This window comes from Brachybacterium sp. GCM10030267, assembly GCF_042666875.1.
Classification (GTDB): Bacteria; Actinomycetota; Actinomycetes; order Actinomycetales; family Dermabacteraceae; genus Brachybacterium.
This window is the reverse complement of record NZ_JBHTCX010000017.1, coordinates 383,902-408,204: the sequence shown is the minus strand read 5'-3', so window position 1 is coordinate 408,204 and position 24,303 is coordinate 383,902. Positions and strand designations below refer to the sequence as shown.

The following is a 24,303-nucleotide window of genomic DNA, read 5'->3' as shown; positions in this document are numbered from 1 at the left end:
CGGGCACCCCACTATGTGAGGCGCGACCAGCCTGGTCGAGCGGCCCCGTCTCCCCACGGAGCGCGGGCCGTCCCCTCCACCCTGGAGCCGACATGGACTTCACCCTCGACACGGGGGCGACTGCCTGGATTCTCGCCAGTGCATCCCTCGTCCTGCTGATGACCCCGGGCCTCTCTCTCTTCTACGGCGGCATGGTGCGAGCCCGCACCGTCCTGAACATGATGCTGATGTCCTTCAGCGCCATCGCCGTCGTCGCGATCGCCTGGACGCTGGCCGGATACTCGATCGCCTTCGGCACCGACGTCGGCACTCTGTTCGGCAATCCCGTCGAGTACTTCGGACTCAGCGGCACCGATGATCAGTCGATCCTCGGCGAGGCCGGCGTGCCGTTCCTCGTCGCGGCCGGCTTCCAGATGACCTTCGCGATCATCGCCACCGCCCTGATCTCCGGTGCCATCGCCGACCGCGTCAAGCTCGGCACCTGGATGGTCTTCGCCTTCGTCTGGTCGCTGATCGTCTATGCGCCCCTGGCCCACATGGTCTGGGGCGGTGGCCTGCTCAGCGGTGACGGGCCCTTCGCGGCGATCGCCGAACCGGTCGACTTCGCCGGTGGCACCGTCGTCCACATCAACGCCGGCATCGCCGGCCTCGTGCTCGCCCTGATCGTCGGCGCCCGCAAGGGCTTCGGCAAGGAGCCGATGCGGCCGCACAACCTGCCGCTGGTCATGCTCGGCGCCGCACTGCTGTGGTTCGGCTGGTTCGGCTTCAACGCCGGCTCCGCCGGAACGGCCGACGAGACCGCTGGCCTGGCCTGGGTCAACACGACCGTCGCCACCGCCGGCGCGATGCTCGGCTGGGCACTGGTCGAGAAGATCCGCGACAAGCACGTCACCAGCCTGGGTGCAGCCTCCGGCGTGGTGGCCGGCCTGGTCGCCATCACCCCGGCCGCTGCCGCCCTGAACCCGGTCACCTCGATCGTCATGGGTCTGGTCGCCGGTGCGCTGTGCGCCCTCGCCGTCGGCCTGAAGTACCGCTTCGGCATCGACGACTCGCTCGACGTGGTCGGCGTCCACCTCGTCGGCGGTCTGGTCGGCACCGTGCTGATCGGTGTGCTCGCCGACGAGGGCGGGCTGATCTTCGGCGGCGGCGTCAGCCTGCTGCTCGTCCAGATCGTGGTGGCCGTGGTCGCCATGCTCATCTCGGGCGTGCTCACCGCCGTGATCGGCCTGGCCCTGAAGTACACGATGGGCTGGAGGATCAGCGAGGCCGACGAGCTCGCCGGCATCGACGTCACCCACCACGCCGAGTCCGGCTACGATCTCGCCGGAGCCCTCTCCGGTCGTCGTGACCGGGGGCCGGCCCCGACCGCCGCGCCCTCCTCCGGTGGGGGAGCGTCCCGGGAGCCCCGGAACCCCGCACCGGGTACCGTCGGCTCGACGACCGCGAAAGAGACCGACGGTGCCGACGACGATCCCCGGCCCATCACCACAGGAGAGCCCCGATGAAGCTCATCACCGCGATCATCCAGCCGCACGCCCTGCAGGCGGTCACCGACTCCCTGCGCGAGTACGGGGTCAGCGGCCTGACCATCACCGAGGTCGCCGGATACGGCCGCCAGGGTGGTCACACCGAGGTCTACCGCGGTGCTGAGTACACCATCGACACCATCCCGAAGATCAAGGTCGAGGTGCTCGCCGAGACCGTGGACGAGGCCGCCATCATCGACCTCATCGTCGCCGCCTCCCGCAGCGGGCGCATCGGCGACGGCAAGGTCTGGACCACCGACGTCGGCTCCGTCGTGCGAGTGCGCACCGGGGAACGGGACGCGGATGCCGTATGAGGCGTTGTCCGTACGCCGGATCACGCAGGTTCTCCACGACGGCTTCGCGGATCCCTCCGCCGGCCCCACCCGCAGACTCGAGCAGGCCGCCCTCGTCGACGGCTGGCTGAGCGAGCTGTGGACGGGGGCCGGCGGTCCCGCGTCCGGCGCGGCCCTGGCAGCGATCGGCTCCCTGGGGCGGCGGGACCTCGGACCCGGCAGCGATCTGGACCTGGTGCTGCTGATCGACCCGGAGCGTCTGGACGCCTCCGAGTCGGAGCGGCTCGCGAGCGCCCTGTGGTACCCGATCTGGGACTCCGGGACGGCACTGGATCACGCTGTCCGCAGCCCGAGCGAGTGCGAACAGGTCTCCCGCGACGACCTGCGAGCAGCGATCTCCCTGCTCGATCTGCGCCACGTCGCCGGGGATGCGGAGATGGTCGAGGAGACCGCCCGTCGCGTGCGCACCCAGTGGCGCCGAGAGGCACGCCGGCGGGTCTCCGACCTGGTCGACCTCGCCTTCGACCGCTCGCACCGCTACGGCGCCCTGGCCCACTCCACCGAACCGAACCTCAAGTCCGACCGCGGCGGGCTGCGCGACGTCACGGTCATCCGGGCCATCGCCGAGAGCTGGCTGGCGGACCACGATCACGCCGTGGTCGACGCCGCGGCGCGCACCCTCGGGGACGCCCGGGATGCCTTGCAGGCGGTCACCGGCTCCTCGGGCACGCGCCTGGGCCGCGCCGATCAGGACGCGGTCGCCGCGCTGACCGGGCACGCCACGGCCGACGACCACCACACCGTGCTCGCCGAAGCCGCCCGCGCCGTCACCTGGGAGCTGCACCGCACCGTCCGCGCCGCGGAGGCCGCCATCGCCCCGGGCGGTGCCGCCACCCGCGGCGCCGGCACGGACCGTCGGCCCGCCCTGACCCGTCTGCCCCACGGCGTGCTGGTCCAGGCCGGGGAGGTCTCGGTGGACCCCTCGGTGCGCGATCTGCTGCGCGACCTCGCCGCCGTTCGCCACGCCGCCACCACCGGGCTGCCACTGGCCGACGCCACCCTGGCGCGCATGGCCGAGGGCGGGACCGACCCGCTGCTGCCCGTCCAGCGCGACGTGCTCGTGGACGCGTTCGCGGGCGAGCACTTCGCCGACGTCTACGAGGCGCTCGACGTCAAGGGTGTCTTCGCCCGGTGGGTCCCGGGCTGGAGCGAGATCCGCAACCGCCCGCAGCGCTCCGCCGTCCACCGCTTCACGGTCGACCGCCACCAGGTCGAGACCGTCCTGGAGGCGCAGCGATTCCTGCCGCGCGTCGGTCGTCCCGACCTGCTGCTGGTCACGGCGCTGCTGCACGACCTCGGCAAGCGGCCCGGCGCGCGTGACCACGCCGCCGAGGGCGCGCCGCTGGCCGAGGCCGCCGCCCGCCATCTCGGCTTCGACAAGACCGACTCCGCACTGATCGGCACGCTGGTGCGCGAGCACCTCACCCTGATCGGGCTCGCCACGGGCCGGGACCTGGCCGATCCCGCGACCCTGCGCGACCTGCTGTCCGCCGTCGGCCACGACCTGGACACGCTCGAGATCCTGCGCGCCCTGACCGAGGCCGACGCGATCGCCGCCGGGCCGGCCGCCTGGTCCACCTGGCGCGCCGACCTCGTCGACCACCTCACCGACCTCGCCCGCGACGCCCTCACCGGTACCGCCCCCGCGCCGCGCCTGGTGCTGACGCCGCAGCGGTCCGTGCAGGATGCGGTGCTCACCGCGGTCAAGCGCACCGACAGCGCCCAGGTGATCTACCCGGCACCGACCGAGAACGAGCCGATCTCGCAGATCTGCGTCGGCGCCCCCGACGCCTCCGGGGTGTTCGCCGCGATGGCCCGGGTGCTGGTGCGCCTGCGGCTGGATGTGCACAGCGCCGTGGTCGTCACCATGGACGGCGTCGCGGTGAACACCTGGTGGGTCGCGGTCGCCCCGTCGGACCTCCCGCACCCCTCCGTGCTGCGCACCGCCCTGGACCACGAGCTCGCCCACCGCGACCGGCCCGATGCCCGCGTCCTCGAGCTGCCCCCGGCGCCGCCACCGCGGACCACCGAGGACACGCCCGTGGTCACGCTGCTGCCCGGCGCCTCCCGCGAGGCCACCGTGGTCCAGGTCAACGCCCGCAACCGTCCCAGCCTGCTGGCGGACGTGGCCGAGGTGATCACCGTGCACCGGCTGCAGGTGCGCAGCGCCCACGTGATGACGCTCGGCCAGCGGGCCGTGGACGTGCTGTACCTGACCGATGAGCACGGCCGCGCCCTGGACCCGCCGACCGTCGGCCGGATCGTCTCGGCACTGATGGACGCCGCCGCGACCTGAGCCGGTCCGGGCCGAGGCGATCGGCGGCGTGTCAGGTCTCTCCTCATGCGCCGCTGGGGAGGTGCAGACGAGGCCACTACACTGGTGCGGTCCATACGACCAAGGGGAAGCGCTTCGTGTTCAACAACCTCTCCGATCGCATCACAGCGTCGCTGAAGGGTCTGCGCGGCCACGGCCGCCTCACCGAAGCGGACGTCGACAAGACGATCCGCGAGATCCGGCGAGCCCTGCTCGACGCCGACGTGGCCGTCTCCGTCGTGCGCTCGTTCACCGCCCGCGTCCGCGAGCGCGCCCTCGGTGAAGAGGTCTCCAAGGCGCTCAACCCCGCGCAGCAGGTCGTCAAGATCGTCAACGACGAGCTCGTCGAGGTGCTCGGCGGTGCCACCGGTGAACTGGGCTGGGCGAAGAACCCCCCGACGGTGATCATGCTCGCCGGCCTCCAGGGCGCCGGCAAGACGACTCTGGCCGGCAAGCTCGCGAAGTGGATGAAGAGCGAGGGGCACACCCCGATGCTCGTCGCCGCCGACCTCCAGCGCCCCAACGCCGTGAACCAGCTGCAGATCGTCGGCGAACGAGCAGGCGTGCCCGTGTTCGCGCCCGAGCCCGGCAACGGCGTGGGCGACCCGGTGCTGGTCGCCATGAACGGCGTCTCCACCGCGCAGTTCCAGCAGCACGACGTGGTCATCGTCGACACCGCGGGCCGTCTCGGCATCGACGAGGAGATGATGGAGCAGGCGCGGAACATCCGCGACGCCGTCAATCCCCACGAGACCCTGTTCGTCGTCGACGCCATGATCGGTCAGGATGCCGCCCGTGTCGCCGAGGCCTTCCGCGACGGCGTCGGCTTCACCGGTGTGGTCCTCTCCAAGCTCGACGGCGACGCCCGCGGCGGTGCCGCCCTGTCCGTCACCGGCGTGACCGAGCGCCCGATCCTGTTCGCCTCCACCGGTGAGAGCCTCGACGACTTCGAGCGCTTCCACCCGGACCGGATGGCGAACCGCATCCTGGACATGGGTGACGTGCTCACCCTGATCGAGCAGGCCGAGAAGGCCTTCGACCAGAAGGAAGCGGAGAAGGCCGCGCAGAAGCTGGCCTCCGGCGAGGACTTCACCCTCGACGACTTCCTCGCCCAGATGCAGCAGCTCAAGAGCATGGGCAACATCAAGAAGATGCTCGGGATGCTGCCGAACATGGGCCAGTACCGCGAGGCGCTCGAGAACTTCGACGAGAGCGAGATCGGCCGGGTCGAGGCGATCATCCGCTCGATGACGCCGGAGGAGCGCAACAACCCCAAGATCCTCAACGGCTCGCGCCGCAACCGCATCGCGCGAGGTTCCGGTACCACGGTCCAGCAGATCAATCAGCTGCTCGAGCGGTTCAAGCAGGCCCAGCAGATGATGAAGACGATGGGTCGCGGCATGGCCGGCGGCGGCGGTGGCATGCCCGGCGGTGGCGGGATACCGGGGATGCCCGGCGGGCCCGGCATGGGCATGGGCAAGAAGTCACGCGGCAAGCAGGCCCCGCAGAAGCAGGTCAAGAAGTCGAAGTCGAAGAACCCCGCGAAGGCGGCCCGTGAGCAGGCCGAGGCGGCCAAGAAGGCCAGCCAGGGCGCGCAGGGCGACTCGGCCTTCGGCGCCGGCACTGCAGCCGGTACCCAGGGCACTCCCGGCGCGGCCGACTTCGACCCCAGTCAGCTGCCCCCGGAGATGCAGAAGCTGCTCGGCGGCAAGTGACGTGACGCCGTGGGGCATAGTCCCTGCGCCGACGGCCACGCGCCTCGCGGGCCTGGTTGGGTTCCGATTTGTTCCGCGTGCCGGAACAAATCAAAACCCATCGTGGTAGGGCGTCGTGTAGCACTGTCGGCCGGCACGGGGCATGGCGCAGGGTACGGGTCGCGACGCGGCCGGGCACCAGGGAGGGGTACGCCGCTCTCGGCACGTGCACGTCATGTCTCCGGCGAGGACCTTTCCTCCCCAGAGCGTCGTCCTGCACACCGGACCGGTGGCACCGGAACGCCACCTGACGCGACCAATATGGTCCCGCCCATGGTGTTGAGAGAGGCTCGGGACATGAAGCCGGGCACGATGTACTCCCGTCGTGTGCTCCGCGAGCAGGGCATGCATCCCAGGGTGCTCGCGTCCGAAGCGATCACGTCCCCACTCCCGGGCCTGTGCTGTCGGGCGGACGCTCCGGCACCCTTGAGGGACGTGGCCTTCGCCCTGCAGACCGTCGTCGTGCCCGGCTCCGTGATCAGCGATGAGACCGCAGCCGAACTGCGGGGGCTGCCATTGCCTCGGCGGCTGACCCGCAGGGAGGGCGCAGCGCTGCACTGTCGCATGGGTCGCGGCGGGGCTCGGAGGACCCAGGCATCGCTCGTCGTTCACCAGAGACGGCCCGCTCCGACCATCCAGTTCGGCGGACTGACGATCTCGGCGCCCGTCACCGTACTCCAGGAGATCGCCCCGAAGCTGTCCCGGATGGAACTTGTGGCGTGCGTCGACGCCCTGGCTGCGGACCGTCACGGCGCGAGCATCCGCGTGCCCCTGCAGCAGATCCGAGCTGACGCGAGAAGTTCCTGCGGACGGGGCGCGCGCGCCGTGCGCCGAGCTTCGAACGAAGCGCGGGAGCGGGTGTGGTCGCCGATGGAGACGAGGATGAGGCTGCTGATCTGCGCTCGCGGCTACCCCGAGCCTGCGCCCAACGTCTCGGTGCGTGACGGTGCGACCGGCTCCCTCTTCTACATAGACCTGGCATATGACCAGTGGCGGATCGCGATCGAATATGACAGCGAGCACCACCGCGAGGACAGGCGGACGTGGCAGCGCGATCTGCATAAGAACGAGGTGCTTCACGATCTGGGATGGAAGGTGCTCAGGATCTCCGTCGCGGACTTCCAGCGGCCTGCCGATTTCTTCGCGCGCCTCGACGCGGCCATCCGGGCACGGATGCCGGCCTCCGGCCAGGATCGTGATGCGTCCCGGGGCTGACCGTGAGTACCCCGGTTCGGTTCCGATATGTTCCAAGCAGTGGAACACATCGGAACCGAACGCGTCGGTCCGGGGCGCTGGGCCGTGGGGGCTGGGACGGGGCCGCGGAGCGACGAGGCGTCGATATCCTCGAGGCATGAGCACTGGAGCGACTGCCACGGCACCCGAGCACGGCGACGAGGCCGTCCTGCATTTGAGGGGGCCGGTGCTGCTGGGGCCGGAGCAGGAGATCCCCGAGGCCTGGGTGATGGGCGGGCGCATCCATCACGAGCGACCCGAGCTGCCGGCCGGGACGGAGGTCGCCGAGGTCGACGGCTTCGTGGTTCCCGGCCTCGCGGACCTGCACTGCCACATCGGCATCGGGAGCGACGGGGCAGGCACCAGCCTCGAGACGGCGCGCGATCAGGCCCTCACCGACCGCGACACCGGAGTCCTCCTGATCCGCGACGCCGGCTCCATCATCGACAACTCCCCGCTGCAGCGGCACGGTGACCTGCCGCGGCTGATCCGCTGCGGGCGCCACCTCGCCCGCACGAGGCGATACCTTCGCGGCTACGCCCATGAGCTGGAGCCCGAGCAGCTCCCCGGCGCGGTGGCTCAGGAGGCGGCGCGCAGCGACGGCTGGGTGAAGCTGGTGGGCGACTGGATCGACCGCGACGTCGGCGACCTGACCCCGTGCTGGGACGCCGAGGACTTCGCGGCCGCCGCCCGAGCCGCCCACGACGCCGGAGCCCGGATCACCACCCACACCTTCGACGAGGAGACGCTGCCGCTGGCCCTGGACGCCGGCTTCGACTGCCTCGAGCACGCCACCGGTCTGACCGACGAGACCATCGCGCAAGCTGCCGCGGCCGAGGTCCCGGTGGTCACCACCCTCGTCAACGTCGACGAGTTCGAGACGTACGCCGCGCAGGGCGAGAAGAAGTTCCCCGCCTACGCCGCTCATATGCGCCGGCTGCGCGAGGCCCGCTTCCAGCGCACCCGGGACGCCCACGACGCGGGGGTCCAGCTGCTGGTGGGGACCGACGCCGGGGGAGTGCTCGGCCACGGCATCATCCATGACGAGCTCGATGAACTCTCCCGGGCGGGCCTGACCGGGACAGAGATCCTGGAGGCCTCCGCCTGGGCACCTCGTCGGTTCCTCGGCGTCCCCGGCCTCGAGGACGGTGCTCCCGCCGATCTGCTGGTCCTGCCGCGGGATCCGCGGAGCGACCACACCGCCCTGCGCGAGCGCAGTGCGATCGTGCTGGGCGGCAGGGTGCTCCCACGCGGCCGCTGAGCGCTCCCCCTCGCGGCGATCGCCGAGCGCTGGCACATTGTCGCTGCCGCGCCAGCACGGAGCACCCGCGGGGGCGAACCTCCCGGAGCAGAGGCATCGGTGCCCGTAGCATCGGACCATGGATCCACAGCAGCATCCTGGCGACGACGCCACGCCCGCGCCGGACGCACCGGGCGGGCCCGGCACAGCCGGCGCAGCGGCGGGGGCGCGGGCCGAGCCGGAGCCCCCACCGCGCTGGCGACTGATCGGCCCCGGCATCGTGGTGGCTGCGACCGGCATCGGTGCGGGCGATCTCGTCGCAACGCTCGTCGCCGGGTCCCGGTTCGGCTACGCCCTGCTGTGGGCCGCGGTCGCCGGGGTGATCATCAAGATCTTCCTGGTCGAGGGCGCCGGGAGGTGGACCCTGGCCTCGGGTCACTCCATCTTCGAGGGCTGGCGGAGGCTGGGCTGGTGGACCTCGCTCTACTTCGGCCCGTACATCATGGTGTGGGGCTTCGTGTACGGCGCGACGGCGATGTCGGCCTCCGCGCTGCCCCTGGTGGCACTGGTCCCGAAACTGCCCGTGGTCGGGGCCATCGGGGGCGTCGCCGAGGTGCCGCTGATGGTCTACGCCGTCGGCTGCGGACTGATCGGTGCGGCGCTGGTCTGGCTCGGCCACTACCACCGGCTCGAGAAGATCATCGCGGTCCTCGTCGGAGTCATGTTCGTGACCGTCGTCGGCGCCGCGATCGTCACCCTTCCGAACATCGGCGAGATCCTCCTCGGACTCGTTCCGCGAGTCCCGGACGGCGGGCTCCTCTATGCCCTGAGCATCGCGGGCGGCGTCGGCGGCACGATCACCTTGGCGGCCTACGGATACTGGCTGGCGGCGAAGGGATGGTCCACCCCGCGCTGGATGCGCGTGATGCGCATCGACAACGCCATGGCCTACGTGATCTCGGGGATCTTCGTGGTCGCCATGCTCGTCGTGGGTGCTGAGCTCCTCTACTCCGGCGGCATCGCCATCGAGGAGGGTGATCAGGGACTGGTCGATCTGGCCGAGGTCCTGGCCTCCCGGTACGGGGAGCCGATGAGCTGGGTCTTCCTGATCGGATTCTGGGCCTCGTCGTTCTCGTCGATGCTGGGGGTGTGGAACGGCGTCTCGATCATGTTCGCGGATTTCTTCGGACATGTGCGCAGGCGTCCTGAGGGCCATCGGGACCGGGGCATCGGCGGTCGCTACTACCGCTTCTACATCCTGTGGCTGACGTTCCCGCCGATGCTGCTGCTCCTGCTCGGCAAGCCGGTGCAGGTGATCGTGGCCTACGGGGTCCTGGGCTCGCTGTTCATGCCGTTCCTGGCCCTGACGCTGCTGTTCCTGCTGAACTCGCGGCACATGCCGCAGGCGTGGCGCAACGGATGGGTGCTCAACGTGGTCCTCGGGATCATCGCCCTGGTCTTCGTCGTCCTCGGCGCCAACCAGCTGCTCGAGGCGATCGGTGCGCTGGGCGGGTGAGGCCTCGGCGCCCCAAGCCCGTGGTCGGCCCGTCGTGCCGTCCGCCACCGCACGGCCGGTACGATCAGCACACCGCCACCGGGGCGGCAGCAGCCGACGGCCCCGCCGTGTGCCCCGGTGCACACGGGCGCGGCTGGTCAGTCGGGCCGCATCCCTGGCATACTCTCCTGTGTATGTGCCCTGGCCGGCCCTCTATCCGCCGGTGCACGACACCCCGAGGACCGTCAGCGCCCGCATCACCCCACAGGCTGCGGCGGGACTCACCCGAACATCCCTGAAGGAGAGTCCACCCACGTGGCTGTCAAGATCCGTCTGAAGCGCATGGGCAAGATCCGTGCACCGTTCTACCGCATCGTCGTGGCCGATTCGCGCAAGAAGCGCGACGGCGCCGTGATCGAGGAGATCGGCAAGTACCACCCGACCGAGGAGCCCTCGCTGATCGAGGTGCAGTCCGAGCGCGCCCAGTACTGGCTCGGCGTCGGCGCGCAGCCGTCCGAGCAGGTCGCTGCGCTGCTGAAGGTCACCGGCGACTGGCAGAAGTTCACGGGCGAGGGCGACCCCGCCGGCTCCCTGAAGACCGCGGGGTCCAAGAAGTCCGCCGACGAGCTCATCGCCGACGCCGACAAGTCCGCCGCAGAGTCGCGCCAGAGCGCGAAGAAGTCGGAGAGCACCGAGGGCGAGAGCGCCCAGGAGGGTGTCGAGCCCGGCTCCGAGGAGGCCCCCGCCGAGGGCGAGTCCGTCGAGGACGCCGAGGCCGCATCGACCGACGAGGCGTGAGATGAGCACCCGCGCCGAAGCTCTCGACCACCTCGTCCGCGGCATCGTCGATGATCCCGACGCCGTCCGCGTGAGCGAGAAGTCCACGCGCCGCGGCCCGCTGCTCGAGGTCCGGGTCGGCCCTGCCGATCTCGGCCGCGTCATCGGCCGCTCCGGCCGCACCGCCCGTGCCCTGCGCACGGTCACCGCGGCCCTGTCGGAGGACGACGTGCGCGTCGACATCGTCGACGTCGACCGGCGCTGAGGTGCCTCGCACTGCTTTCAGGAGCGGCCCTGCCGGCTCTCCGGCCATGCTCGACATGGTCGCTGGGACTCGGCAGGGCCGCTCCTGGCATGCGCACGACCGGGCCGGCCGGAGGGCCGACGGCGCAGGTCGGCGCGGCGCCGGTGCGGTGATCGTCGCCCTGGGCGCTGCACTCCTGCTGGCGGCGTGTTCCTCGGGCACGGCAGACCCGGAGGACACGGCCGGGCCCGGCACCGCAGACCCGGGCACGGCGACGACCGCAGAGCCCACGACCCCGGATCCGGCCCTCACCGCGTCGTGCGGGGAGTTCTGGGGCGACCCCGACTACACCGACCCCCTCTCCCGAACGGTCCTCGACCGCGCCGGGACCGCGCCCGAGGCCGGCCCGTCGGACCCCTTCTTCTATGCCATGACCGGTGACGACGTCGAGGCCGCGTTCGAGAGCGCCCCCGAGGACGCCCGCGCCGCGGCCACGACGCTCGCCGAGTGGTTCCGCACCGAGCCCGAGGAGGGTGCCGACCTCGATCGGGACGGTTTCCGGACCGCCTGGGGCGAGGTGGCCGGCCAGTGCGCGAGCGTCTCCGAGGCGGCGAGCTGGGCCGCCGAGCCCGGAGAGGACGGCACCAAGCCCGCCACGCTGGTGTGCGCGGACGTGTTCGACACCCCCGGCACCCTGACCCATTTCGCCAATGCCAACGTGCTGACCTCGAACATGTTCAAGCTGGTCGGCCTCAGCCCCCGGGCGGTGCCCGCGGATCGCATGGACGACGTGCAGGCCACAGCGGACCTGCTCGCCGCCGAGATCGAGGCCGTGGACGACGACGGGGTCCGGGCGGCACTCGAGCAGGTGCGCGCACCGTTCCAGGACGCCCTGGACGGCGACACCTCCTCCGAGGGGCTGCGCGAGCCCCTGGCGGAACTGGGCACCAGCTGCGACACGGCCGGATACTCCTCACCGGAGCCCACGGAGGGCGACGACGGAACCGGCGACGAAGGAGACGAAGGACTGGTATGAGCACATTCGAGGTCATCGTCGCGACCATCGGCCGGGCGCACGGCCTGCGGGGCGAGGTCGCCCTGAACCTGCGCACGGATCAGCCCGAGGAGCGCCTGGCCCCGGGCACGGTCTTCGAGGTCGCCGGCGGTCAGGGGCAGCGGACCCTCACCGTGCGCGGCACCAGGCTCCAGCAGGACCGCTGGTACGCGACCTTCGAGGAGGTGACCGACCGTACCGGCGCCGAATCGCTGCGCGGCGCCGAGCTGGCCCTGTCCGTGGACGCCGAGGAGGAGGCCGAGGAGGACCCCGACGCCTGGTACCCCTCGCAGCTGAAGGGTCTCGACGTGCGCCACGTCGACGGCCGGGAGCTCGGCACCGTCACCGGCGTCGACCACTACCCGGCGCAGGACCTGCTGCTGGTCCGCACCCCGAGCGGCAAGCGCGTCCAGCTGCCGCTGGTGGAGCAGCTCGTGCCCGAGGTCGATCTTGAGGGCGGCACCGTCGTGGCCGACCCGCCCGGAGGCCTGTTCGACGAGCTGCCGGAGGAGGACCCTGACGACGGGCCCGACACCTCCGCTCCGGCGCCGGCCGACGAACGCTGAGCCCTCCGATGCGCATCGACGTCGTCACGATCTTCCCCGAGTACCTCGCCCCGCTCGATCTGTCCCTGATCGGCAAGGCGCGGCGCGACGGGATCCTCGATCTGCACGTGCACGACCTGCGCACGTGGACCCATGACCGCCACCGCACGGTCGACGACACCCCGCTCGGCGGGGGAGCGGGCATGGTCATGAAACCCGAGCCGTGGGCGGAGGCCTTCGCCGCCGTGCTCTCCGCCGGCCGGGAGGCGCAGGGCGCCGACGCCCACCCCCTGATCATCTTCCCCAACCCGGCCGGCGCACCCTTCGCGCAGGCCACCGCCCAGGACTGGTCGCAGCGGGAGTGGCTCGTCCTGGCCTGCGGGCGGTACGAGGGCATCGACGAGCGCGTCTACGAGCACCTGGCCGACCAGGGGCACGAGGTCGCCCTCGTCTCGCTCGGCGACTACGTCCTCAACGGCGGCGAGGTCGCCGTCCTGGCCATCACCGAGGCCGTCGTCCGGCTGATCCCGGGAGTGGTCGGCAACGCGGCCAGCCTGGTCGAGGAGTCCCATTCCGACGGGCTGCTGGAGTACCCGCTGTACACCCGTCCGGCGTCCTGGACGGACCCCGCCGGGACCGTGCGCGAGGCGCCGCCGATCCTGCTCTCCGGTGACCACGGGCGCATCGCCGCCTGGCGCCGGGAGCAGTCCCGCCGCCGCACCCGCGAACGCCGGCCCGACCTGCTTCCGGCCGACGACGAGGGCCCGGCCCCTCTCGGGTGACGGATCCGACACCGTTCGCCGACGCTGACCAGCGCTCTCACCACGGGTCGGGGCTTGCCGGGGCCTCCGTGCGCTGACAGAATGAGCCCTTGTGCACGCCGCGCGCCCCTCTGCCTCAGGGGAGGGACGCACCGAGCGGCCGGGCAGATCCGTGGCGATGGGAGTCGCTGCCAGAGGCCCAGCACACCGGCACGAGGAGCCTGCTCCTCGCCGGATCGACGGTTCAGGACGGGCGCCGACGAGCGCCCCGCGAACGATGCCGTCCGACCTGAGGCGGAGGGCTGGAGACACACTATGCAGAAGCTCGATGAGCTCGACAAGGCGTCCCTGCGCGAGGACGTCCCCGATTTCCGCGCCGGCGACAACGTCAAGGTGCACGTGAAGGTCGTCGAGGGCAACCGCTCTCGTATCCAGGTCTTCCAGGGCTACGTCATCGCCCGCCAGGGCCACGGCGTCGGCGAGACCTTCCGCGTCCGCAAGGTCTCCTTCGGTGTCGGCGTGGAGCGTGTGTTCCCGATCCACGCCCCGACCGTCGACAAGATCGAGGTCGTCACCCGCGGCGACGTGCGCCGCGCGAAGCTGTACTACCTGCGCGGCCTGACGGGCAAGAAGGCCCGCATCAAGGAGAAGCGCCAGCACTCCTGATCCGGGTATGACCCCGGACAGCAGCGGACGGCGGCGGCCCCACCTGGTGGTGGCCGCCGCCGTCTGTGTCGTGCTGCTCCTGCTGACCGCGGCCGCGGTGCGCCAGTTCGTCGTCCAGCCCTTCCGTGTCCCGTCGGCCTCGATGGAGCCCACCCTGGCCCGAGGCGATGTGATCCTCGCCGACCGCACGCAGCGCGGCGAGGCCGAGCGCGGGCAGGTCGTCGTCTTCGACGGCACCGGCTACTTCGCCCCCTCACAGGCGGACGGGGGCCGGTACTGGGTCAAGCGCGTGATCGCCGTCGGCGGCGACAGAGTGGCCTGCTGCAACCCCGCGGGGGCCCTCACGGTCGACGGCGTGCCCCTCGAGGAGCCCTACCTGCCCGAGGGCACCGCGCCCAGCGAGATCGACTTCGATCTCCGGGTCCCCGCCGGGCGCATGTTCGTCCTCGGCGACAACCGCTCCGACTCCACCGATTCTCGGCACCTGCTGGGCGCACCGGGCGGCGGGATGATCCCCGCAGAGCGCGTCGTCGGTGACGTCGACCGCATCGTGTGGCCTCTCACTCGCAGCGGCTCCCTCTGATCCGCAGGATCTGCGGATAGGATCACCGCGATGAACCCGCCCGATGAGACCCGCCGCGCTGTGTCCGACTCCCAGGACGCCGCATCCGGCGAGGACGCCGCGTCCGCCGACGGCGCCGCCCCGGCATCGGCCGCCTCGGCCGATGCCCGCCCGTCGCGCCGCCGGCGGATGCCGCTGTGGCTGGACACGGTCCTGACCATGGCGGTCGCCCTGCTGATCGCGGTGCTGGTCAAGACGTTCCTCATCCAGCCGTTCTACATCCCCTCGGCCTCGATGAACCCCACGCTGCTGCAGGACGACAAGATCCTGGTCTCCAAGCTCACCCCCGGCGTGTTCGACCTCCACCGCGGTGACGTCGTCGTCTTCGAGGACCCCGACAACTGGATCCCGGGCGATGTCACCGACGACCCGACGCCGCGGGTCCGGATGATGATGGTGCTCAGCCTCGTCGGGCTCGCCCCCGATCCGTCCCAGGATCATCTGGTCAAGCGACTGATCGGCCTGCCCGGCGACCATGTCGAGTGCGAGGAGGAGGGCGGCGCCGTCAGTGTCAACGGCACGGAGCTGGACGAGCCGTACATCAACCCCGACACGCCCGCCTGCAAGGCGGCGTTCGACGTCACGGTGCCCGACGGCAAGATCTGGGTGATGGGGGACAACCGCTACGCCTCGGCCGACTCCGCCTACCACGAGGTCCAGGGCGAGGACGGCTTCGTCCCGGAGGACAACGTCACCGGGAAGGCCGAGGTCATCTTCTGGCCCGCCGGCCGCTGGAGCGGACTGGGCGAGGCCGGGGACACCTTCGACGAGGTTCCCGACCAGCCGTGAGCACACCGGCTCCCACCCTGGACGTTGAGCTCGCCCTGGCCTCCCGCTGCGGGCCCGGGCGACGCATCGTCGTCGGCATCGACGAGGTCGGCCGCGGCGCACTCGCCGGACCGGTCGCCATGGGCGCCTGCGCGATCGAGGTGATCGACGGGCGCGCCGCGGCCCTGCCCGAGGAGGTCCGCGACTCCAAGCTGCTCACCGCCCGCCGCCGGGAAGCCCTCGTGGCGCCCATCCGCGAGAGCATCCTCGCCGGGAGCGTCGGTTGGGCCAGCGCCGCGGAGATCGACGAGATCGGCATCATCCGCGCTCTGACCCGTGCCGCGGTGCGTGCCATCGACGCGCTGGCGATCGACATCGACGCGATCGTGCTGGACGGTAACGTCGACGTGCTCTCTGCCGAGCTCGCACGAGCAGCCGACGGTGCGCGGCCGACCCCCGTGGTCGAGCTGCGGGTCGCCGCGGACCGGGACTGCGCCAGCGTCGCGGCCGCCAGCATCCTCGCCAAGGTCGCGCGCGATGCCGAGATGGTGGCCCTGGACGCTCTCGCCCCCGACTACTGCTGGGCCTCGAACAAGGGCTACGGCTCGGCCGCCCATCGCCGGGCGATCGAGACCCTCGGCGTCGATGAGCATCACCGCCGCAGCTGGCGCTTGGGGACGACTCCCCTCGACGCGCCGGAACCCTCGCGCGCTGGCGTACTGTGGGACGACCAGTGGCACCCGCAGCATGAGGAGGAGCGTCGGTGAGCGCCCAGGAACTCGAGAACTACGAGTCCGACCTCGAACTCCAGCTGTTCCGCGAGTATCGCGACGTGGTCAGCCTGTTCACCTACGTGGTCGAGACCGAGCGCCGGTTCTACCTCGCCAACCAGGTCGACCTGCAGGTCCGCTCCGGTGGCGGGGAGGTCTTCTACGAGCTGCGCCTGGCCGACGTCTGGGTCTGGGACATCTACCGCTCCAACCGCTTCGTCCGCTCCGTGCGGGTGGTGACGTTCAAGGACGTCAACATCGAGGAGCTCAACAAGCCGGACATCTCCCTGCCGTAGCGGCGACGCCGCGCCGGCCGCGGCCGCGTCGGCCGCGGCACTGTTCCTCCCCAAGGGGCGTCCGTCCCCAAAACCGGCCGCGGCGATGCGTCGGGAGGCCTGCCCGGCGAGGCTCCAGGGAAAGAGAGGCAGCTGTCAATGGACTTCGAACGTGCGCATGCGACCCTAGCGGTCGAGGAAGCGTTGAAGTCACAGGGCAACGCTCGCGTAGGAGTAGTCATAGCCCGACGTGACACAGTCTTATCCACTGGGCACAAGGGCGAGCGCTCTGCCCTTCACGCTGAGCAGGTTGCTCTGGCCAAAGCCGAGGAGCAGTGCATCGATCTAAAAGGCGCGGAGCTCTATACGACGTTGGAGCCGTGCGCGAACTCGCGTACCAGCCGTGTCCCATGCGCCGAGCTCGTCAGTCAGGCGGGCATCGCGGTAGTCCACATCGGCACGTACGATCCGAATCCGCAGGTATATCGGCTCGGCTGGAAGCATCTGCGCGATTGCGGTGTTCGGCTGCGCGACTTCCCGGCCGACCTGCGGACACGAGCGCACGATGCGACCGTCGACTTCACTCAGGTGTTCACTAAAGGGTTTGGCATGAACGCTGGCGCGAAGTTCGACTTCACGCAGAACGGTGGCCGGTTCACAATCAGCATCGACGAGGAGCCGGGTTCCCCGTCGTGGGAGACCCGGTGGAGCAACTGTGGTGCTCGCGCGATCTACATGAACGGCGGGCGGCCCGGCGTCGTCGCGCTGGCCCGGTACGCCAATGAGTTCATAGAGATCGACGACCCCGATGCGCTCGACTACGAGGGAACATCGGCAAGGGTCGAGATCGGCTCGATCGGTGTGATGCGCAACGATGACGGCCATGTGCTGTGCAAGGTCGTTGCGATCGAGCCAACTGTCGACTACGGCGGCACCGGACATGTGTCGGTGACAATCAAGTGGGAAGTACGGACAAGAGGCGGACAACCAGCTTGAGGCGAACTCCACGAGAGCTCCGCGCAGGACTCCCACGACACCGCGCGTTCGACTCGTCCGGCATAGAAGCTCTACTGGTCTTCTTAGGCCCCAATCAAGGAACATCCGCATTCGCACCATGCAGGAAGGACCTTACGTTCATCAGACCTTGGAGAGATGGCTCTCGATCTCCTCTTCCGACGAGTATTCGGCCTGAAGGTCTGACCACCAGCGACTCTTGGAAAGCCGACGAGGCCCATACCAGCCTTCCTGCTGGCGGGCTCGTGTGAGGATCAAGCCGTGACGGGCCCTGGAGAGCATGACCAGCAGTGTCCGCTGTTCCTCGGCAAGGGCGTCGCCTTCGTTGTTGCGCTTGCTGGGAAGGTGCCCTTCCTCAATACCGATGACGAACACCCAGTCGAACTGCTGGCCCTTACCCGTGTGGGCGTTGAGCAGATGGACACCTGGCCCAACGGCCTGCTTGGGGTCGGAAGTTCTGATCGACTTCACGGCCGCCCTCGCCGTCCCCGCATCGCTTCGCTCCAGAACGTCGAATGCATCGTTGATGAGCTCGCGGACATCGATATCTGCTGGATCCACTGTGCCGAGCACCGCTAGCCGCGCCTCGTCGAGGCCCGCTCCGCGTGGCAAGGCCGCGACCGTCGACTGGATGACGGCGACCGTCTCAGGGTCGTCCACCGCGAGATCCCAACGGCGTACGGGGAGGCCCTCCTCCTCCGAGAATGCTGTGTCGATGTCTTCTCTGCGCCATGCAGCCCTGGCAATGACACCGATGGATGCTTGAGCGTCACGGGCCAGGATCGACCCGGCCAAGCGCACCAGCAGCTTTGCCTCGGCTGTGCGGTCCTGCATCACAAGGGTTGCTGAGCAGCCGCTCTCAGGCCACTTCTCGGGCTGGGCGGAGACCAGGGCGGAACCAGGGTCAACCCGCTCGCTGACCGAGTTCACAGTCTCGAGCACCTTCGGTGAAGAACGGTAGGACTCGTGCAGCCTGATCGGCTCGCTGCACGTCCTCCGTATCTCGGCCTCGACCTCGGCGGGAGCGGCTCCAGCCCACGAGTAGATGCCTTGGAGGGGGTCGCCCGCAAAAGTCCTCCTTGATGCGCAGCTGTAAAGGGCGAGGTCGAGTTGTTGCATCGATAGGTCCTGAAACTCGTCGACGAGTACCGCGCCAAAGTGTGCCTGATAGAGACGCGCAACCGCCGGGATATGTAGCAATCTTTGCGCATGCCGGAGGAGGTCGTCGTAGTGCAGCTGGTTCGCCTCCTGGCGCGTCCGCTCCACCTTCTCGGCGAGCAGCACAGCCTGGCTTCGCTCCCGCCGTTGGAGGGCCCCCAGCACCTCGGCGTCTGAGAGCGGGCCGCGCTTGACGTCGGCGAGGATCTTCTCGGCGTCGTACATGGTCTGGCCGCCTTCCGCGGCCTCCATTGCACGCCTCATCGTGCTCGTCTTTGGCAGCTCGAGCTCCTCCATGTCCAGGCCAATCGTCCTTCCGTGGGCGAGCACGACCTGCGTCGCGAAGCCGTGGAGGTTGCGTACGACGACCTGCCGCCGCGCCCGAACTTGCCCGAGCACCGAGCGCAGGCGTTCCTCGAGGTTCGTACGGGCCCGCTTCGTAAACGTCAGCGCGAGGACACGTTGGTCCGGCTCCAGCAAACCGATCTGTTGCGCAGCGCGGTGCGCCAGCACCTCGGTCTTGCCGCACCCCGGCGGGGCGACGATGAGGAGATGATCCTTGGGAGAAGTTGCCGCCTCAAGTTGTTCCGCACTGAGATCGAATTCGCTCACTGCCGACTCAGCTCCTCCAACGCGCGCACGAGCCGCGATACGCTCCCAATCTGCTCAGCAGTCTCTGCAGTCAGGACTTCGGCAATGCACGTCGCGGCCTCGACCTTGCCCTTGTCCCGGCAGTACTTCGCCACCGCTTCCGGGCTGATGTCCTCAACTACATCGACATCTGCCGACTGCAAAAGGCTCCGTTCTTGACAGAACATTCCGTCGATGAGGGCTTTCGCCACGGCTGGGCCGCCTAGGGCGTTGGTGTACTCGTCCTCGAGGTCCTCCGCAGAGACGAAGACCTTCTTGTCAATCACGTCACGAGGTTTGCCGCCGACTACGCCTACCCAGGAGGCGCTCTCCTTCCTGTCGACCAAGCCCAGCAGCGTCGGTCCGAAGCCATTGGGGCCAAGAAGGGGGAAGACGTTCTTGAACTTGTCGGCCCCATCCAGCTCCAGGACGACGGCTCCGAGACGGTCCAGGGCAATTCGGAGCTGTCGGGCCACAGCTTCCACGATCACGCGGTCCGCGTCGCCCTCGACAACGATGACGAAGCGCGCCGTCAGCGCCTCCAGCAGTCGAGGGGACCACCAGTGCGCCCGCACCTTCTCGATCTTCGAGAGCTTCGGCTCGCCAAGCTGATGGCAGTCCCCGTGGCGGTCCACTGCGATGACCTCAGAAGGATCGAATCGGTGAAGGATGTACGGAGAGTGGGTGACGATGATCTTCTGGTTCCCGTCCTCGCTCAAGAGGTCGGCCGCGGTCCTCTGGCTGGTCGGGTGAAGGTGGATTTCCGGCTCGTCAATCGCGAGGACGTTCGCTGCGCCCTCGGCTAGATCGAAGAGTGTCATGGACATGAGCTGGCGGACACCATCCGACTGCTCCGCTAAGGAGACCTGGTCGCCGCCCCTATTGAGAAAGAGCGTCACGTCTTGGAGCACATCGCTAGACGGATCGGTCGTGCTCCGCACGGAAAAATCGCCCCTCGCCACCGCTCGCGGCATCGCCCGACTGAGGTGCCCGGCAACGCGGTCGAGTAGCTGTCCGACGGACTCGTTGCCGTCGAGCTCTTCATTGAATTGCTCGAGGAGGGTCTTCAGTCGATCCTCGTCGGTGCCGATGTCCGCGGCGGCGAGAAGTGTCCTGACTGGGCTGTGCGCCCCTTCGATCATCGATGCACTACGCGTGGCTCTTAGGAATCGCCAGCCGAAGGCCTCGAGCTGCTCACGGGTTGGTGCTCGCTCGTGGCCGCTCTCGGGAAACCATCGACGGATCGAGACTGCCTCGTCGTCTTCAGGGTCTACCATGACGGCCATTTGGACCCAGAGGTACTCGGTCGATTGGTCTTCGCCGATGCTGATTTCGGCAGGGAAAGGGCGGCGGTCCTCGTCAGAACATTCTGTCCACATGGCGTTGACGATCAGAGGCTGCTCTGCGTCGCGAAGGTCGGCGGGCCCGAGCGACTGGTAGAGACCGGTGGTGCTGGTCCCCAGTAGCAAGTTGAGCAAACGCAGGATTGATGACTTGCCTACGTCGTTCGCCCCGACGATCACGGCGTGCCTGCGTAGCCCGAGGTTCAGGTCCTGGATCCTGCTGTGATTGGTGATAGCCACTTTCGACAGGCGCATGCCCGCTTCGCTCCCTTGTGTTGTGGAGCGGCGGTACTGCTCCGTGTTGTATTTCGTGCGTTCTATCCAAGCATCCGAAGAGACGTTATAGGTTCCAATTGCGCACCAACTTCATCCGGGTCGTCGACGCCGCTACACGTCTCCAGGACTCCGAAGTGTCGGTCCGCGTCGATAGGATGAGGCGACCTCCCTACTCAGTCACCTCCAAGACTAGGAGAACTATCCCTCGTGTCCGTCTTGTCTAGCTTCGTGTGGAGTGTCGCCGACACTCTGCGCGGTCCGTACTCCGAGGCCGAATACGGCTCCGTCATCCTCCCGTTCACGGTGCTGCGCCGCCTCGAGTGCGTCATGGACCCGCACCGTGAGGTGATGGCGGAGGTCGTCGGGGCCCATGACGGCGAGCAGCAGCGTCGGACGCATCTCAAGCTCAAGACGCGCACTCCCGAGAGCCCAGGACTGTCCATCTGGACGACCAGTAGCTACACGCTGAAGAAGGCGCTGCAGGATCCTGACAACCTTGCTGAGAACCTCATCGACTACGTCGGCGGGTTCTCAGCGAACCTCGACGTGTTCAAGTCCTTCGACTTCGAGAACATCATCCGCACGCTCGACAGCCGCGACCGGCTGTCGCAGGTGGCCCGGCACTTCGAGAGCATCGATCTTTCGCCGGATGCGGTGTCGAATGCCGACATGGGCGACCTGTTCGAGAACCTCATCTACCGCTTCGCCGAGTCGGCCAACGAGGGGGCAGGTCAGTTCTACACTCCTCGCGACGTCGTCAGGCTCCTGGTCGACCTCGTCTATGCCGACGACGCCGATGCTCTTCGCGGCCGCGGCACCGTCAGATCGATCTACGACCCGACAGTCGGTACCGGCGGCATGCTCAGCGTCGCCGACGAGCACCTTCGCAGCTTCAGCCCGGACGCGTCGACGGCGCTGTTCGGACAGGAGATCAATAAGCGCACCTATGCGATCTGCAAGGCCGACCTGCTCATCACCGGTCAGGACCCGACCAATGTCCGTCAGGGCGACACGCTCACCGTCGACCGGTTCGGGGACCGAAAGTTCGACTACGTCCTGTCGAACCCGCCCTTTGGGACCGACTGGAAGGCCGTCGAGCCGGACGTGAAGAAGGAGCACGCCCGCGGAGGCCAGGGGCGTTTTGCACCGGGGCTTCCTGCCGTGGGCGACGCGGCGATGCTGTTCCTCCTGCACGTGGCCTCGAAGATGCGTGATGTCGACGAGACGGGGCGCGGCGGAAAGGCCGGCATCGTCCTGAACGGCTCGCCGCTGTTCAACGGCGGGGCAGGCTCCGGTCCATCGGAGATCCGCGGTCACATACTCGAGAATGACCTCGTCGAGGCGATCGTGGCGTTGCCGAACGACATGTTCTACAACACCGGCATCGCGACCTACCTGTGGATTCTGTCGAACGCGAAGCCCGCCGACCGCAAGGACACTGTTCAGCTGATCGATGCGACCAAGCTCGGCACGAAGCTGCGGAAGTCGATCGGGTCGAAGAGGATGGAGATCCCCGACTCACACCGCGACGCCGTCGTGCGGGCCTTCACCGGCACGCTCAGCGAGGACGACGTCGAGGTCCCGACGAAGACCTTCCACAAGCGCGACTTCGCGTACTGGACGATTACGATCGAACGCCCGTTGCAGCTGCGGTTCCAGTGCATGCCCGAAGCTATCAGTGCCGTCGCGGAGCAGAAGACCCTCATGAAGGTCGATGGGCTGACCGAGGCGCTCGAGGCGTTCGGCGACGAGGTGTATTTGAACCGAGAGAAGTTCGACAAGGCGCTCGGCCGCCACCTCGGCGACCGCGGCGTGCGACTCACGCCGGCGCAGCGCAAGAAGCTGTGGCAGACGATCGGCGTCCACGACGAGACCGCCGACTACTGCCGCGTGCCGTCCGGCAGGAACAAGGGCGACCTCGAGCCGGACCCCGCTCTGCGCGACACCGAGAACGTCCCGTTCGGCTGGGGTGGCCACCCCAAGACGCACGAGGCGCGCGATGAGACCGTGCAGGCGTACTTCGACGCTGAGGTGAAGCCGCACGTCGCCGATGCGTGGATCGACTGGGACAAGACGAAGACCGGCTACGAGATCCCGTTCACGCGCCACTTTTACACATACGAACCGCCCCGTCCTCTCGAAGAGATAGATGCGGATCTCGAGCGCGTAGTCGGCGAGATCATGGAGCTGTTGCGGGAAGTGGAGGCGTGATGCGCTTCGGTTTTGCCGTTGACAGGATTGATGAGCGCATCCCTGGCGTCGATCTTCCGCTAATGTCGGTGTCGCAAACTCATGGGGTTATCCGACGAAGCGAGCTGACCGACAAGCCTCACCGTGCAGATTCTCTCGACATCTACAAGGTGTGCAGGCAAGATGACATCGTGTTCAACAAGATGAGCATTCGCTCGGGTGCAATGGGTGTCGCAAGGGAGGATGGCCTCGTAACTTATCACTACGAGGTGATGCGACCTCGCGAATGGGTCGACTCTCGATTTATCGCTTATCTTATGAAGTCGAACTGGTTTACTGGGGAATTGATCAAGCGGGAGCGAGGCATTGGCGCGGGCGGACAGGGAAATGTGCGGACGACTGAAGTTCCATTCTCAGTCCTGAAGACGATAGATTCTTACATCCCTGAAGCCGCCGAGCAGCGCGCCATCTCCGACTACCTGGACCAGGAGACGGCTCAGATCGACGCGCTCGTGGCGAAGCAGGAGGAGTTCATCGGGCTGCTGCGGGAACGACGTTCTGCAGTTCGAGACAGTGCGCTGACCGGCGGGCTCAACGGTATTGGGGCAAGCAAACGAACTGGAAACGTTTGGTTGCCGATTCTGCCGAGCGGCTGGCAAGCCGTTGCTACTCGCCGACTACTCTCTTTTGGTCCAAGCAACGGAGTCTCGCCAGAAGCCGGTCGGGTTGGCGACATGCGCTCTCTATCAATCGGCGCTGTTCGCGACGGTCGAGTTAATGCCAGTGAGGACGTCACGAAGTATGTTGACCGGGATTCCCTAAGAGACGTCTCCCAGCTTCTCCTCCATTACGGCGATGTGCTCATCGTTCGCGGTAATGGCAACATTAACTTGGTCGGGCGAGCGGGGCTGGTCGGTCACGAATTTGCTCAGGAGGAGTACATCTACCCTGACCTCTTGATCAGAATCCGAACGACTGCCGACATGCTCCCCGAGTTCTTCGTCGCTGCATTCGACACGCCTACGAGTCGAGCACAGATCGAGCTGTTGGCGCGGACGACAGTGGGAACCTTCAAGATCTCAGCTGCCGATGTCAGATCGATCGTTTTGCCTTGCCCGCCGATCGACGAGCAGCACGCGATTATCGCGCACATCAGTCAGCAGACCTCCCGCATCGACACCCTCATCGCCAAGGCTGAGGAACACATCGCCCTGGCGAAGGAGCGCCGTTCGGCGCTGATCACGGCGGCAGTCACAGGACAGCTCGATATCCGCACGGCACGAAAGGCTGGTTGA

General features: G+C 68.4%; 22 protein-coding genes. 20 read left to right on the top strand and 2 right to left on the bottom strand.

Going from position 1 to position 24,303, the window contains the following annotated elements; translation table 11 throughout:
• Nucleotides 1–92 precede the first annotated feature (92 nt).
• From ACFQS2_RS16370 to ACFQS2_RS16285, 18 genes are all read left to right on the top strand, one after another.
• A complete protein-coding gene (locus tag ACFQS2_RS16370; protein ID WP_377794470.1) occupies nucleotides 93–1,505 on the top strand; it encodes an ammonium transporter in 1,413 nt (470 codons plus the stop codon).
• On the top strand, nucleotides 1,502–1,840 hold the full coding sequence (locus tag ACFQS2_RS16365) for a P-II family nitrogen regulator (RefSeq protein WP_377020339.1): 339 nt from the start codon (nucleotides 1,502–1,504) through the stop codon (nucleotides 1,838–1,840). Before ACFQS2_RS16370 ends, ACFQS2_RS16365 begins: the two co-directional genes overlap by 4 nt.
• 4 nt (nucleotides 1,841–1,844) lie before the next feature.
• Nucleotides 1,845–4,175, top strand: a complete 2,331-nt coding sequence (locus tag ACFQS2_RS16360; protein WP_377020340.1) for an HD domain-containing protein — start codon at nucleotides 1,845–1,847, stop codon at nucleotides 4,173–4,175.
• A gap of 116 nt (nucleotides 4,176–4,291) precedes the next feature.
• The gene (gene ffh, locus ACFQS2_RS16355; RefSeq protein ID WP_377794468.1) at nucleotides 4,292–5,908 is read left to right on the top strand and encodes a signal recognition particle protein; all 1,617 of its coding nucleotides are present in this window, start codon (nucleotides 4,292–4,294) and stop codon (nucleotides 5,906–5,908) included.
• A 921-nt stretch (nucleotides 5,909–6,829) separates the two neighbouring features.
• Nucleotides 6,830–7,162, top strand: a complete 333-nt coding sequence (locus ACFQS2_RS16350; RefSeq protein ID WP_377794466.1) for a DUF559 domain-containing protein — start codon at nucleotides 6,830–6,832, stop codon at nucleotides 7,160–7,162.
• Nucleotides 7,163–7,298: 136 nt separating this feature from the next.
• Nucleotides 7,299–8,441, top strand: a complete 1,143-nt coding sequence (locus ACFQS2_RS16345) for an amidohydrolase family protein (protein ID WP_377794464.1) — start codon at nucleotides 7,299–7,301, stop codon at nucleotides 8,439–8,441.
• Nucleotides 8,442–8,559: 118 nt separating this feature from the next.
• Entirely contained in the window at nucleotides 8,560–9,936 is a 1,377-nt protein-coding gene (locus ACFQS2_RS16340; RefSeq protein ID WP_377794462.1) for an Nramp family divalent metal transporter, read from the top strand.
• Between the two features lie 294 nt (nucleotides 9,937–10,230).
• Complete coding sequence (rpsP, locus tag ACFQS2_RS16335) at nucleotides 10,231–10,713, top strand: 30S ribosomal protein S16 (RefSeq protein ID WP_377794460.1); 483 nt, start codon at nucleotides 10,231–10,233, stop codon at nucleotides 10,711–10,713.
• Nucleotide 10,714: 1 nt separating this feature from the next.
• Nucleotides 10,715–10,957 carry an RNA-binding protein gene (locus ACFQS2_RS16330; RefSeq protein ID WP_377020346.1) on the top strand — a complete coding sequence of 81 codons (243 nt, stop codon included), beginning with the start codon at nucleotides 10,715–10,717 and terminating at the stop codon, nucleotides 10,955–10,957.
• A gap of 55 nt (nucleotides 10,958–11,012) precedes the next feature.
• Nucleotides 11,013–11,972 carry a hypothetical protein gene (locus ACFQS2_RS16325; RefSeq protein ID WP_377794459.1) on the top strand — a complete coding sequence of 320 codons (960 nt, stop codon included), beginning with the start codon at nucleotides 11,013–11,015 and terminating at the stop codon, nucleotides 11,970–11,972.
• The gene (gene rimM / locus ACFQS2_RS16320) at nucleotides 11,969–12,556 is read left to right on the top strand and encodes a ribosome maturation factor RimM (protein ID WP_377794458.1); all 588 of its coding nucleotides are present in this window, start codon (nucleotides 11,969–11,971) and stop codon (nucleotides 12,554–12,556) included. Before ACFQS2_RS16325 ends, rimM begins: the two co-directional genes overlap by 4 nt.
• A gap of 8 nt (nucleotides 12,557–12,564) precedes the next feature.
• Nucleotides 12,565–13,317 (top strand): tRNA (guanosine(37)-N1)-methyltransferase TrmD, encoded by a 753-nt coding sequence (gene trmD, locus ACFQS2_RS16315; RefSeq protein ID WP_377794456.1) that lies wholly within the window; start codon nucleotides 12,565–12,567, stop codon nucleotides 13,315–13,317.
• A gap of 294 nt (nucleotides 13,318–13,611) precedes the next feature.
• Nucleotides 13,612–13,962, top strand: a complete 351-nt coding sequence (rplS, locus tag ACFQS2_RS16310) for a 50S ribosomal protein L19 (RefSeq protein WP_377020350.1) — start codon at nucleotides 13,612–13,614, stop codon at nucleotides 13,960–13,962.
• Between the two features lie 7 nt (nucleotides 13,963–13,969).
• Nucleotides 13,970–14,545 (top strand): signal peptidase I, encoded by a 576-nt coding sequence (gene lepB, locus ACFQS2_RS16305; RefSeq protein WP_377794454.1) that lies wholly within the window; start codon nucleotides 13,970–13,972, stop codon nucleotides 14,543–14,545.
• 30 nt (nucleotides 14,546–14,575) lie between these two features.
• On the top strand, nucleotides 14,576–15,373 hold the full coding sequence (gene lepB / locus ACFQS2_RS16300) for a signal peptidase I (protein ID WP_377794452.1): 798 nt from the start codon (nucleotides 14,576–14,578) through the stop codon (nucleotides 15,371–15,373).
• On the top strand, nucleotides 15,370–16,119 hold the full coding sequence (locus ACFQS2_RS16295; protein ID WP_377794451.1) for a ribonuclease HII: 750 nt from the start codon (nucleotides 15,370–15,372) through the stop codon (nucleotides 16,117–16,119). The genes lepB (ACFQS2_RS16300) and ACFQS2_RS16295 overlap by 4 nt, the downstream gene beginning before the upstream one ends.
• Complete coding sequence (locus tag ACFQS2_RS16290; RefSeq protein WP_377020354.1) at nucleotides 16,116–16,418, top strand: DUF2469 domain-containing protein; 303 nt, start codon at nucleotides 16,116–16,118, stop codon at nucleotides 16,416–16,418. Before ACFQS2_RS16295 ends, ACFQS2_RS16290 begins: the two co-directional genes overlap by 4 nt.
• Nucleotides 16,419–16,556: 138 nt before the next feature.
• Complete coding sequence (locus ACFQS2_RS16285) at nucleotides 16,557–17,393, top strand: deaminase (RefSeq protein ID WP_377794449.1); 837 nt, start codon at nucleotides 16,557–16,559, stop codon at nucleotides 17,391–17,393.
• A gap of 141 nt (nucleotides 17,394–17,534) precedes the next feature.
• Here ACFQS2_RS16285 and ACFQS2_RS16280 read toward each other — a convergent pair whose 3' ends face one another.
• Together ACFQS2_RS16280 and ACFQS2_RS16275 are read right to left on the bottom strand one after the other, a co-directional pair.
• On the bottom strand, nucleotides 17,535–19,181 hold the full coding sequence (locus ACFQS2_RS16280; protein ID WP_377794447.1) for a UvrD-helicase domain-containing protein: 1,647 nt from the start codon (nucleotides 19,179–19,181) through the stop codon (nucleotides 17,535–17,537).
• Nucleotides 19,178–20,797, bottom strand: a complete 1,620-nt coding sequence (locus tag ACFQS2_RS16275) for an ATP-dependent endonuclease (RefSeq protein ID WP_377794446.1) — start codon at nucleotides 20,795–20,797, stop codon at nucleotides 19,178–19,180. The genes ACFQS2_RS16280 and ACFQS2_RS16275 overlap by 4 nt, the downstream gene beginning before the upstream one ends.
• A gap of 228 nt (nucleotides 20,798–21,025) precedes the next feature.
• Between ACFQS2_RS16275 and ACFQS2_RS16270 the strand changes: the two genes are divergently transcribed.
• Complete coding sequence (locus ACFQS2_RS16270) at nucleotides 21,026–23,029, top strand: N-6 DNA methylase (RefSeq protein WP_377794445.1); 2,004 nt, start codon at nucleotides 21,026–21,028, stop codon at nucleotides 23,027–23,029.
• Nucleotides 23,026–24,303: a hypothetical protein gene (locus tag ACFQS2_RS16265; protein WP_377794443.1), complete on the top strand. Its 1,278-nt coding sequence runs from the start codon at nucleotides 23,026–23,028 to the stop codon at nucleotides 24,301–24,303. The genes ACFQS2_RS16270 and ACFQS2_RS16265 overlap by 4 nt, the downstream gene beginning before the upstream one ends.